Source organism: Xanthomonas hortorum (genome assembly GCF_040279205.1).
Classification (GTDB): domain Bacteria; phylum Pseudomonadota; class Gammaproteobacteria; order Xanthomonadales; family Xanthomonadaceae; genus Xanthomonas; species Xanthomonas hortorum_F.
Genome location: NZ_JBEOLS010000019.1, coordinates 13,316 through 24,760 on the forward strand (window position 1 = coordinate 13,316; position 11,445 = coordinate 24,760).

At 63.8% G+C, this 11,445-nt stretch carries 13 protein-coding genes; 4 read left to right on the forward strand and 9 right to left on the reverse strand.

Annotation, left to right across the window (positions count from 1 at the left end):
• Positions 1-488: 488 nt before the first annotated feature.
• From ABS769_RS09700 to grxD, 3 genes are read right to left on the reverse strand one after another with little or no spacing between them, the layout of a single operon-like run.
• Entirely contained in the window at positions 489-1,088 is a 600-nt protein-coding gene (locus ABS769_RS09700; RefSeq protein ID WP_006450537.1) for a YhgN family NAAT transporter, read from the reverse strand.
• On the reverse strand, positions 1,085-1,828 hold the full coding sequence (locus tag ABS769_RS09705; RefSeq protein ID WP_317061446.1) for an SDR family NAD(P)-dependent oxidoreductase: 744 nt from the start codon (positions 1,826-1,828) through the stop codon (positions 1,085-1,087). Before ABS769_RS09705 ends, ABS769_RS09700 begins: the two co-directional genes overlap by 4 nt.
• Positions 1,825-2,145, reverse strand: a complete 321-nt coding sequence (grxD, locus tag ABS769_RS09710; protein ID WP_006450539.1) for a Grx4 family monothiol glutaredoxin — start codon at positions 2,143-2,145, stop codon at positions 1,825-1,827. Before grxD ends, ABS769_RS09705 begins: the two co-directional genes overlap by 4 nt.
• 121 nt (positions 2,146-2,266) lie before the next feature.
• Here grxD and ABS769_RS09715 point away from each other — a divergent pair, with 121 nt between their 5' ends.
• Complete coding sequence (locus tag ABS769_RS09715) at positions 2,267-2,845, forward strand: superoxide dismutase (RefSeq protein ID WP_074057144.1); 579 nt, start codon at positions 2,267-2,269, stop codon at positions 2,843-2,845.
• A 162-nt stretch (positions 2,846-3,007) separates the two neighbouring features.
• Here the strand turns inward: ABS769_RS09715 and ABS769_RS09720 are convergent, their stop codons facing one another.
• Together ABS769_RS09720 and purE are read right to left on the reverse strand one after the other, a co-directional pair.
• Positions 3,008-4,153 (reverse strand): 5-(carboxyamino)imidazole ribonucleotide synthase, encoded by a 1,146-nt coding sequence (locus ABS769_RS09720; RefSeq protein WP_317061447.1) that lies wholly within the window; start codon positions 4,151-4,153, stop codon positions 3,008-3,010.
• Complete coding sequence (purE, locus tag ABS769_RS09725) at positions 4,150-4,653, reverse strand: 5-(carboxyamino)imidazole ribonucleotide mutase (protein WP_317061448.1); 504 nt, start codon at positions 4,651-4,653, stop codon at positions 4,150-4,152. Before purE ends, ABS769_RS09720 begins: the two co-directional genes overlap by 4 nt.
• A gap of 58 nt (positions 4,654-4,711) precedes the next feature.
• Between purE and ABS769_RS09730 the strand changes: the two genes are divergently transcribed.
• From ABS769_RS09730 to ABS769_RS09740, 3 genes are all read left to right on the forward strand, one after another.
• Positions 4,712-4,981, forward strand: a complete 270-nt coding sequence (locus ABS769_RS09730) for a Trm112 family protein (RefSeq protein WP_317061449.1) — start codon at positions 4,712-4,714, stop codon at positions 4,979-4,981.
• Positions 4,978-5,862: a carboxylating nicotinate-nucleotide diphosphorylase gene (nadC, locus tag ABS769_RS09735; RefSeq protein WP_317061450.1), complete on the forward strand. Its 885-nt coding sequence runs from the start codon at positions 4,978-4,980 to the stop codon at positions 5,860-5,862. Before ABS769_RS09730 ends, nadC begins: the two co-directional genes overlap by 4 nt.
• A gap of 63 nt (positions 5,863-5,925) precedes the next feature.
• Positions 5,926-6,978 (forward strand): DUF2272 domain-containing protein, encoded by a 1,053-nt coding sequence (locus tag ABS769_RS09740; protein WP_317061451.1) that lies wholly within the window; start codon positions 5,926-5,928, stop codon positions 6,976-6,978.
• A gap of 238 nt (positions 6,979-7,216) precedes the next feature.
• Here ABS769_RS09740 and pnp read toward each other — a convergent pair whose 3' ends face one another.
• The 4 genes from pnp to rbfA all read right to left on the reverse strand — a co-directional run bounded on the left by pnp (position 7,217) and on the right by rbfA (position 11,318).
• Complete coding sequence (pnp, locus tag ABS769_RS09745) at positions 7,217-9,331, reverse strand: polyribonucleotide nucleotidyltransferase (RefSeq protein WP_317061452.1); 2,115 nt, start codon at positions 9,329-9,331, stop codon at positions 7,217-7,219.
• Positions 9,332-9,499: 168 nt separating this feature from the next.
• Positions 9,500-9,760, reverse strand: coding sequence for a 30S ribosomal protein S15 (rpsO, locus tag ABS769_RS09750; RefSeq protein WP_006450548.1), 261 nt, complete (start codon positions 9,758-9,760; stop codon positions 9,500-9,502).
• Positions 9,761-9,916: 156 nt separating this feature from the next.
• Positions 9,917-10,843 carry a tRNA pseudouridine(55) synthase TruB gene (truB, locus tag ABS769_RS09755; protein WP_317061453.1) on the reverse strand — a complete coding sequence of 309 codons (927 nt, stop codon included), beginning with the start codon at positions 10,841-10,843 and terminating at the stop codon, positions 9,917-9,919.
• Positions 10,844-10,925: 82 nt separating this feature from the next.
• On the reverse strand, positions 10,926-11,318 hold the full coding sequence (rbfA, locus tag ABS769_RS09760) for a 30S ribosome-binding factor RbfA (RefSeq protein ID WP_006450550.1): 393 nt from the start codon (positions 11,316-11,318) through the stop codon (positions 10,926-10,928).
• Positions 11,319-11,445 lie beyond the last annotated feature (127 nt).

The window sequence follows — 11,445 nt, forward strand, 5'->3', positions numbered from 1 at the left end:
GGGCTGCCGATGATCTGGGATCCCTCGCCGCGCGGCTGGTTGCTGCCGCAACGGTTAACAACAGATTAACACGCTAAGGCCTGATTGTGACGGCGGCGTGACAAACTTCGCGCGGTGCAACATGAACTTCGCATGTGAAGGCGCAAACGCCATATTGTGCAAAGTCGCAGAGGAAGTGAGACGTGAGTCCCGAATGAAGCGCACACGTGATTCGATGCGTGCGATATCGGATGAGCGCCGCTTTACGCATCGGATGCGATGTGAAGCCGTCTACAAGGTTGATGCGGAGTCATGCCATGGCGCAGACCGCTCATCGCTAAGCCTGCAGGCGAGCCGGGCCGAATGAGCAACATCCCAAATCAAGCTGCACGCAACTCGCGGAGTGGGAGACAGCTAGTACGCCGGATCAATCTTGCGCTTGGGCTCCAGTCAACCGCCGGCCGCACCAACTTCATCCACGCACGCCTAGTGCCCTGCCCCAGCTCGCCCTAAATCGACACTGGCAACTTGAAGTAAGTGCCCAAACCGTCCAAGAACATCTGCACCGAAATGGCCACCAGCAGCATGCCCATCAGTCGTTCGATCGCGGTCAGTGCACGGTGGCCGAGCAGCTTGTACAGCAGCGGGGCCGAGGCCAGGATCGTGGATGCACCAATCCAGGCAATCATCAATGCCAGGCTCCAATCCCATAGCCGGGTGGGCTCATTGCTGCCCATCAGCATCACCGCAGCCATGCCCGACGGGCCGGCCACCAGCGGGATGGCCAGCGGCACGATGAAGGGTTCGCCATCGGGGATCTCGCCCATCAGGCCTTCCGGGCGCGGGAAGATCATGCGGATGCCGATCAGGAACAATACAATGCCGCCAGCGATAGCCACCGACTCCTGGCGCAAGTGCATCAACTCCAACGCGTACTTGCCGCCCCACAGGAACGCCATCAGCACGAACAAGGCGATCAACAATTCGCGTGCGAGCACGAAGCGCTGGCGCTTCGGCGGCAGCGGCTTGAGTACGCTGAGAAACACCGGGATGTTGCCCAGCGGGTCGAGGATCAGGAACAGCAGCAAGGCTGCCGACAGGATGGTCATACGGAAGGACTCCAGATCGCACCACGGTGCGCAGCGCCCGCCATGGACAGCAAGGTGACGCAGGCGGACGCATAGCGTACGGGGTCGACCGCCTCGCTATCTTCCTGATGGGTGAAAGCACGTGCGCGCAAGGCAGTGCGCATCGGCCCGGGTTGCAGGCCACTGATACGCACCGGGCCAGCGGCAGTTTCGTGATGCAGGCTGGCAAGCAGACCACGCTGTGCATGCTGGGCAGCGCCATAGGCACCCCAATACGCCTGGCCAACGCGTGCAGGGTCATCGACGACGAAGACCACCGCCGCATCGCCTTGCTGCCGCAGCAGCGGCAGGCAGGCCTGGGTCAACCAGGCGCGCGCAGTGAGGTTGATATGCAGGTTGCGTGCGAAGTCTGCAGGGGCGGCCAGTTCGGCCGGGGTCAAGCCGGCGAAGTCGGCAGCGCAGTGCAGCAGGCCATGCAAACCACCCAGTTCGGACTGCAGACGTTGCGCAAGTGCGATGTAATCGTCTGGCGTAGCACCGGCCAGATCCAGCGGATACAGCAACGGCTCCGGACCCAGCCTGGCGACCGCATCGTAGACCCGCTCCAGGGGGCGCAACTTGCGACCGAGCAGCACAACCGTAGCGCCGGCAGATGCACACGCCTGCGCAACGGCAGCGCCAAGACCGCCGGCGGCACCGGTGATCAGTACCACGCGCTCAGCCAACGCAGCCGCCTCGGGCTGGCCCTGCAACGCACTCACGGCTGATAGGCCTCACTGACGATGCGCTTGAGTTCGCCGGCTTCGAACAGTTCCAGCGTGATGTCGCAACCGCCGATCAGCTCGCCATGAATGAATAACTGCGGGAAGGTAGGCCAGTTGGAATAGCGCGGCAGATTGGCGCGCACTTCGGGTTCTTCCAGCACGTTGACTGTGCGCAGCTGGTCGGCGCCGGCAGCGACCAACGCCTGCACTGCGCGACTGGAAAACCCGCACATCGGGAACTGCGGGGTGCCTTTCATGAACAACACGATCGGGTGTTGTTCGACTTCGGCCTGGATCCGTTCCATCACCGGCATTGGACTCTCCTGACTGGGAGCGGCAGGCCCGACCGCCGGGTCGGATAGACTTCCGCAAAGGCGCGCATTGTAAGCCTTCAGCGCGACCTGTCGCCGCACTCCCTTCGCTGCCCTTGCCATCATGCCGATCGAACACGCTGCACTGCCCTACTCCCGCGCCGCTCTGGAGCCGCATCTGTCATCGGCAACATTGGAGGCGCACCACGGCGTCTGTCATCGCAGCGAGGTCGAACGGCTCAATGCGCGCATCGAAGGCAGCGAGTTCGCCGAGCTGACGCTGGAAGAGATCATCGCGCAGGCGCAAGGCACGCTGTTTCATCTGGCCGCGCAGGTCTGGAACCACAATTTCTATTGGCAATGCCTGCGCCCACGCGGCGGCGGCGAACCACTCGGCCGGCTGGCCGACAGCATCGCCACATCGTTCGGCGACTTTGCGCACTTCAGGCAGGAATTCAACCGTGTTGCGCTGGGTACGTTCGGCTCGGGCTGGGTGTGGCTGGTGCAGCGCCCGGACGGCGCCTTGGCGGTCGTTGCCACGCCGAATGCGTCCACGCCGCTGACCGGGCCGGACACGCCACTGCTCGTCTGCGACCTGTGGGAACACGCGTACTACCTGGATTATCAGCAGGATCGCGCGCACTACCTGGACGCGTTCTGGAAGCTGATCAACTGGGAGTTTGTGGCTAGCCGGTTAGGCTAGCCATGCAGTTTGGCTCAGCGAAGAGTAGTTGTGGTCGCGGTGAATAGATCGATCGACTGCTGCAGAGCCGCGCGTGGCGGCTATCGAGCTGCGCGACAAGGCTTAAGTACGAGTCGCGCGTTTTGCCTCTATCACTGCGTCACCGCTCATACGCCTTGAAGATCACGCCTCGCTCAAGCGTGCAACCACCGGCCCAACCTGCGTCCCACGCTGCAAGGCACTGCCCGCATTGACCAGTGCGCGCGCAAGCAGCGGCGGCGTATCGGCGCGTAGCGTTGCATGGCCGACTTTGCGACCTGCACGCGATTGCTTGCCGTAGTCGTGCCAGTGCCCGCCGGGCACTGCCAGAAACGCAGCAGCGTCCGGCATCGTACCCAGCCAGTTGAGCATGCAGGCATGCCCGCGCATCGCGGTGCTGCCGAGCGGCAAACCAAGCACCGCACGCACATGGTTTTCGAATTGCGAGGTCTCTGCGCCTTCAATGGTCCAATGGCCGGAGTTGTGCACGCGCGGCGCCATCTCGTTGGCGAGCAATTGCCCATCGCGCACGAACAGTTCCAGCGCGAACACACCCACATAGTCCAGGCGCTCGGCAATCGCGCGCGCATGCGCCTCGGCTGCCGCCTGCAACTCGGCATCCACGCTTGCAGGCGCAAGACTGGCCGACAGCACGCCGTCCACATGCCAGTTTTCGGTCAGCGGCCAGGCGCGAAACTCGCCATCGCGGCCACGTACCGCCACCACGCTGACCTCGCGCTGGAACGGCACGAAGGCTTCCACGATCAGCCCGACGTTCGCCGCCTGCGCGCCGAGCGCGTCCCATGCGGCATCGGCATCGGCCAGCGTCCTGATGCGGAACTGGCCCTTGCCGTCGTAGCCGAAGCGGCGCGTCTTCAGCATACAGGGCGTACCGATGCGCACCAATGCCGCATCGAGTCCCGCACGGTCGTCGATCGCGGCGAACTCGGGCACTGGAATGCCAAGCTCGCGGAACAAGGTTTTTTCGCTGAGCCGGTCCTGCGCCACCGCCAATGCGGCAGCACTGGGAAACACCGGCACCTGCGCGGCCAACTGCTGCGCGCTGGCGGCCGGCACGTTTTCGAAATCGAAAGTGATTACGTCCACTTGCGCGGCGAATGCGGCAAGCGCAGCGGTCTGGTCGAATGCGCCGACCTGCAGCGGTGCCACCTGCCCTGCGCAGGCATCGGCGGACGGGTCGAACACTGCAAAGCGCAGCCCCAACGGCGCGCCGGCCAACACCAACATGCGTGCCAGTTGGCCGCCACCCAGAATGCCAACCGTGGTCATTGGCGCGGGTCGTCGCTGGCCATCACATCGTCGGTCTGCTTGGCACGAAACTGCGCCAATGCCAGGCCGATCTGCGCCTGATCGGGTGCCAGCATCGCCGCCGCGAACAACGCCGCATTGGCGGCACCGGCATTGCCGATGGCAAACGTGGCAACCGGAATCCCGGCCGGCATCTGCACGATGGACAACAATGAATCCATGCCGTTGAGCGCCTTGGACTGCACCGGCACACCCAGCACCGGCACCGCCGTCTTGGCCGCCAGCATGCCCGGCAAGTGCGCTGCGCCACCGGCGCCAGCGATGATCGCGCGCAGGCCGCGTTCGCCTGCCTGCTCGGCATAGGTGAACAACACATCGGGGGTGCGATGCGCCGAGACCACCTTGACTTCGTAAGGCACGCCCAACGCATCGAGCTTTTGAGCTGCGTGTTGCATGGTTTCCCAATCGGAACGGGAGCCCATCACGATGCCGACCAGCGGCGCGGAGTGGTTGGAGGTCATGGCCCTGCCCTGCGGTAAAGACGTATTCTAGCCAATCTCCACGCAAGACAAGACTTCGATGGATCGCAAACTGCTCGACCTGCTGTGCTCGCCCGACACCCGCCAACCGCTTTCGCTGCTCGACGGCAAGAGCCTGGAGGCACTCAACACCGCCATCGCCGGCGGAAACCTGCAGCGTGCCGACGGCACCGTGCAGGCACAGCCGCTGCGCGAGGCGCTGATCACCCGCGACCGCAAGCAGATCTTCCGCGTCGACGATGGCATTCCGGTGCTGCTGGCCGAGGAAGCCATCGGCACCACGCAGATCGCCGACTTCCCCGAAAAGTGAGTTCTTTCGCGCGCACGACCGTGCCGGAGGCGCCACCCGCCGCGCTGGTGGATGCCGATGTGGCACGCGCACTGGCCGAGGACATCGGCACTGGCGATGTCACCGCCGCGCTGTTGCCCGATCAGGCCGACAGCGCGTATCTGCTGTGCAAGCAGGATGCGGTGATCGCCGGCCGCCCCTGGTTCGACGCCACGCATCGTGCGCTCGACCCGCAGGTACGCATCGACTGGCAGGTGCAGGAAGGCCAGCACGTGCGAGCCGGCACGGTGCTGGCCCTCCTGTATGGCCGCAGCCGCAGCCTGGTCAGCGCTGAGCGCACCTCACTTAATTTCATGCAGACGCTCTCGGCTACCGCGACCACCACTGCTGCGTATGTCGCTGCGGTAGCCGGCACCGGCACGCGCATCCTGGATACACGCAAGACGCTGCCGGGCCTGCGCGCCGCGCAGAAATACGCGGTGCGCTGCGGCGGTGGCGACAATCACCGCATCGGCTTGTTCGATACGGTAATGCTCAAGGAAAACCATATCCGCGCCGCCGGCTCGTTGCGTGCCGCCGTGCACGCGGCACGTGCGCAGCAACCGCAGCTGCCGTTGGTGGTCGAAGTAGAAACACTGGAGCAGCTACGCGAGGCCTTGCAGGTCGGTTGCACACGCATCCTGATCGACGACTTCGACCCGGCAATGCGCCGCGAAGCGGTGCGTATCGTTGCCGCCCTGCCACTGGAACAACGCATTCCGCTCGAAGTGTCAGGCAGCGTGGATCTGGCCGGTATTGCCGCGATTGCCAACGATGGCGTGAACTGCATTTCCATCGGCGGCCTTACCAAGCACGTGCAGGCGGTGGATCTGTCGCTCAAACTCGGCCCGCCGCCACACTAGATTTCACATGTGCCCGCAGGCAGCTCTGTCAGCCTGCTGCGATTGTTCAGTACTGGATCTGCGATGACTGTAAAACCTTGGCCGTGGATCTGCGTGTTGCTGGCAGGATGGGGCGGCAGCGCGGCTGCTGCGGAAGTGTGCGACATGCCGCCACGGTTCGGCACCAGCCCTGCAGCGATCGCCATCGTGCGTAGCGCCTGCAACGAACACCGCTTGTGGCAACACCCCTTCATCGATACCAAAGGTCGCCTGGCCAGTCTTGGCGTGACCGAAGCCGAATCGGGCTATCTCGCCGACCATGGCGTGGTCGCATGGCAACGCGTCGCAGGCTATTGGCGCGACAGCGGCACGCTGGCATCGATGGGCGGTCGCCCCGGCGCATCCAATTGCGCAGCGTTGGATGGCACGCGCTATACCGCCAGCGAGTGCCGCGCGTTTGTGGTCGACAATCCCTGGTCGGCGGCTTTCATCTCATGGGTGATGACGCAAGCCGGCCTGAGCGGCTTCCATCGCTCCGCGCGCCATCTGGATTACATCCGCAGCGCCTATAACGACGGCGCCAGCGGGCCGTATCGGTTCACCGACCCTGCAGTGGAAAAACCCGCCCCTGGCGATATGCTCTGCCTGCTGCGCGGGCGCACTGTGTCGCTCGGCTATGCCGGCCTCAAGGCCGCGCTTGGCGGTAGCGCACCGATGCCGTGGCAATCGCATTGCGATGTGGTGATAGCTGCCAACGTCGGTGGCGACCGCACGCTGTATCTGATCGGCGGCAATGTGTTCAACACGGTGATGATGCGCAAGATGCCGCTGGATCGCGCCGGCCGCGTGGTGTTGCCGACGCCGCAGTCCGACACTGCTCAGGACCAGAACGAAGACAGCCTGGGCATCGCCAGCGAATGCACGCCGGCACACGAAGAACTGTGCGATTTCAATCGACGCGACTGGGCTGCCTTGTTGAAGCTGCGTCCTGATGCGGTAATGACTGCGCCGCCGCCGATTGAGCCGTTGCCCGCGCCTTCCGTTGTGCCCGCAGATCAAACGATGCCGCCGGGCTTTCCGCGCGTCGTACCGCCGCGTCCGGAAACACAGCCTGCGCCGACGCAGCAACCTCAGTGAAAAGGATTAGAGCCCCTCTCCCGCCGGGAGAGGGGTTGGGGTGAGGGTACGAGGCGAAGCCCTCGCGTCGTTCCAACCACACGAGGCTTTGCCCGTACCCTCATCCGGCGCTGCGCGCCACCTTCTCCCGGAGGGAGAAGGAACAAAGCACGGGTTATTCCGAACTGACAACAAAAAAGCGGGCCGAAGCCCGCTTTTTCGTCATGCACCACCCAAGTGATGCATTAGCCCGCAGCGATTACTCGGCCGAAGCCGGCACGCCCTCGCCTTCTTCCACTGCCTTGATCGACAGACGGATGCGGCCCTGCTTGTCCACTTCCAGCACCTTGACGCGGACCAGATCGCCTTCCTTCAGCTTGTCGCCGACCTTCTCCACGCGCTCGCTGGAAATCTGCGAGACGTGCACCAGGCCATCCTTGCCCGGCAGGATGGTGACGAACGCACCGAAGTCCATGATCTTGGCGACCTTGCCTTCGTAGATGCGGCCCGGCTCCACGTCCGAGGTGATCTGCTCGATGCGCGACTTCGCAGCTTGCGCGGCAATCGCATTCACCGAGGCGATGATGATCGTGCCATCGTCCTGGATGTCGATCTGCGTACCGGTTTCCTTGGTGATCGCCTGGATGGTCGAGCCACCCTTGCCGATCACTTCGCGGATCTTGTCCGGGTGGATCTTGATGGTCAGCAGACGCGGCGCGTAGTCGCTCAGCTCCAGACGCGGGGTGGTCAGCGCCTTGGACATCTCGCCCAGGATGTACAGACGGCCAGCCTTGGCCTGCTGCAATGCCTGCTTCATGATCTCTTCGGTGATGCCTTCGATCTTGATGTCCATCTGCAGCGCGGACACGCCTTCGGCAGTACCGGCCACCTTGAAGTCCATGTCGCCCAGGTGATCTTCGTCACCCAGGATGTCGGACAGCACCACGAAGCGGTCGTCTTCCTTCACCAGGCCCATGGCGATGCCCGCCACCGGTGCCTTGACCGGCACGCCGGCATCCATCAGCGACAGCGAGCTGCCGCACACCGACGCCATCGACGAAGAACCGTTGGACTCGGTGATTTCCGACACAACGCGGATGGTGTACGGGAACTCTTCCAGGCTCGGCATCACCGCGAGCACGCCGCGCTTGGCCAGACGGCCGTGGCCGATTTCGCGACGCTTGGGCGCACCGAAACGACCGCACTCGCCCACCGAATACGGAGGGAAGTTGTAATGGAACAGGAAGTTTTCCTTGTACTCGCCGCTGACCGCGTCGATCACCTGGCCATCGCGGGCGGTGCCCAGCGTGGTGACCACGATCGCCTGCGTCTCGCCGCGGGTGAACAGCGCCGAGCCGTGGGTACGCGGCAGGATGCCGGCCTGCACCGAGATCGGACGCACGGTATCCAGTGCACGGCCATCGATACGCACCTTGGTCTCCAGGACCGAGTCGCGCATGGTGTGGTATTCCAGCTCGCCGAATTCCTTCGACAACTCAGCCGAACTCCAGCCTTCCGCGGCAACACGGCCGGACAGCGACTCGAGCACGTCCTTCTTGATCGCCGAGATCGCGTCGCGACGCTGCAGCTTGTCGCGCACCTGGAAGGCACCGGACAGCTGCGCGCCGACCGCTTCCTTCAGCGCGTTGATCAGTGCGGTGTTCTTGGCAGGCGCAACCCAGGTACTGGGCTTGGTGCCGGCTTCGACGGTCAGCTCGTTGATGACGTTGATGACCTTCTGCAGTTCGCGATGACCGAAGGTGACCGCGCCCAGCATCACTTCTTCGGACAGCAGCGCCGCTTCCGACTCCACCATCAGTACTGCATTGGCGGTACCGGCAACCACCAGCTCCAGCTGCGAATCCTTCAGCTCGGTGATGGTCGGGTTGAGGATGTACTCACCGTTCTTGTAGCCCACCTTGGCGGCGCCGATCGGGCCGTTGAAGGGGGTACCGGCCAGCGACAGTGCCGCCGATGCGCCGATCAGCGCGGCGATATCGCCGTCGATGTCCGGGTTCATCGACATCACCGTGGCGATGATCTGTACTTCGTTCTTGTAGTCCTCCGGGAACAGCGGACGGATCGGACGATCGATCAGGCGCGAGATCAGCGTTTCCTTCTCGGTCGCACGTCCTTCGCGCTTGAAGAAGCCGCCCGGGATGCGGCCGCCGGCATAGAACTTCTCCTGATAATCAACCGTCAGGGGGAAGAAGTCCTGCCCTTCGCGCGCGGTCTTGGCGGCGACGGCGGTGACCAGCAGTACGGTGTCGTCAAACTTGACGATGACGGCGCCGCCTGCCTGGCGAGCGACTTCGCCCGTCTCCAGGGTGACGGTGTGCTTGCCGTACTGGAAGGTTTTGGTGATTTTTGCCACGGAGGTTTTTTCCTTAGGTGTTGCTGTCTTCGTTGGACCGTCGTCGACCCATGCCGAGAACGGGCGGCCGGGAGGCTCCGGCCCATGAATTACTTGGTGCAAATAACGAAATACAAATGACCAAAACAAAACCGCGGCGCATCGCTGCACCGCGGTGGTAGGACTCGATTAGCGGCGCAGGCCGAGCTTTTCGATCAGCGACTTGTAACGCTCGCTGTCCTTCTTCTTCAGGTAGTCGAGCAGGCTGCGGCGACGGTTGACCATCTGCAGCAGACCACGACGGCTGTGATGATCCTTCTTGTGGGTCTTGAAGTGACCGCTCAGCAGTTCGATGCGGGCGGTCAGCAGAGCGACCTGCACTTCCGGGGAGCCGGTGTCCTGGGCGCTGCGCTTGTTGTCTTCAATGACTTTCTGGGTGTCGACGGACATGTGTTTTCTCGATAGATGCGTGGTCGACAGGAACGTGCATGACGCACCGCCGGACTCGCCGTTTGCTTGGGATGAGCGCGCTTGGCGCTGGAGGTGCCCCGAACGGGGCCGCGAAATTGTAACGTCGTGCGAGCCCGGGGACAAGTTGACTAAAACTTAACAAGCCTGGGCTTCGTTCAGTCCATTGAACAACCGCTGAGGCGACAACCGCCCTTCCATGTCCACCAGGCCTAGACCTAAGGGGATTCCGTCCGGTCCGAACACGGCCACCTGGCCATCCGGAAATGCGGCATCGCGCAAGCGCTGGCCCATGCGGAAACGGGCCGTGTGTGCCTGGTCCAGGGTGATCCGCGCAAAATCGGCCAATCCGGCCCGGATCGGCAGCAACAATTCCTGCGCATCGGTACCGGCGTCCAGCGCCGTAGACAGCGCTTCCAGCGTGATCATCTGCGGGACGCGGAACGGCTCGACCCACAGCCGACGCAACGATGCGATATGCGCGCCGCAGCCAAGCACTTCGCCCAGATCGCGCGCCAGGCTGCGGATATACGTGCCCGAACCGCAGGTCACACGCAGTTGCAGGCGCGGCGCGGCATATCCGATCAGTTCGATCGCATGCACATCGACTTCGCGCACCGGCGCCTCGATGATCTCGCCGCGGCGTGCCTTGGCGTATAGCGGCTCGCCGCCCTGCTTGAGTGCCGAGTAGATCGGTGCCTGCTGGGCGATACGGCCGATAAATGGCGCCAGCGCCGCACGCAAGGCGTCTTCGCTCAACTCGGGCACCGCACGCTCGCGCAGCGGCTCGCCATCGGCATCGTCGGTATCGGTGGTGACGCCCAGCACGACCTCGGCGTCGTAGGCCTTGGCCGAACCAAGCAACACGCCGGCGATCTTGGTGGCCTCGCCCAGACACAACGGCAACAAGCCGGTGGCCAGCGGATCCAGGCTGCCGGTGTGGCCGCCCTTTTCGGCGCGCAGCAAACGGCGTGCGGACTGCAATGCGGTGTTGGAGCTGACGCCAGCCGGCTTGTCGAGCAACAGGATGCCGTGCAACGGGCGATAGACGATGCGGGGTTTCAAAAGATCAGTGCTCGAATCGGGCGCCATGCGCGCCCGTTGAAATCAGGGCCGCGTAGAAAGAGGCGGCCGGCCCAGACAGCGCTCAGCGCTGCTCGGCGTCTTCGTCGCTGGAGGCGGCCTCGGGGCCGATGTCGTCCAGGTCACGCAACAGGTTGTCGATGCGCTCGCCGCGATCGACCGAATCGTCGTAATGAAAGTGCAGCTCGGGCACGTGGCGCAATTTCATCGCGCGCGCCAACTGCGTGCGCAGCTGACCGGCGATTTCCTTGAGCCCCTTGACCGCTTCGACCGAGCGCTCCTGCTGCAGCGCGGTGACGAACACCTTGGCATGCGCAAGGTCGCGGGTGACTTCGACATCGGACACGCTGACCGACGGCAGGCCGTGATCGCGCACGGCCGCGTGCACGATCGTGCCGAGGTCGCGACGCACCTGCGCCGAGACGCGGTCGGTGCGATGGAATGATTTGGTTGGCATGGTCGTGGACCTGGTTGATTCGGAGGGCCAGATGGCACCGAAGCCAAAAACGAACGTGGGCGGCCATGCCGCCCTCGCCTTGCAAAACGTGCTGTCCAAAAATCGGGCGTTACCGACTCCAGCTTGC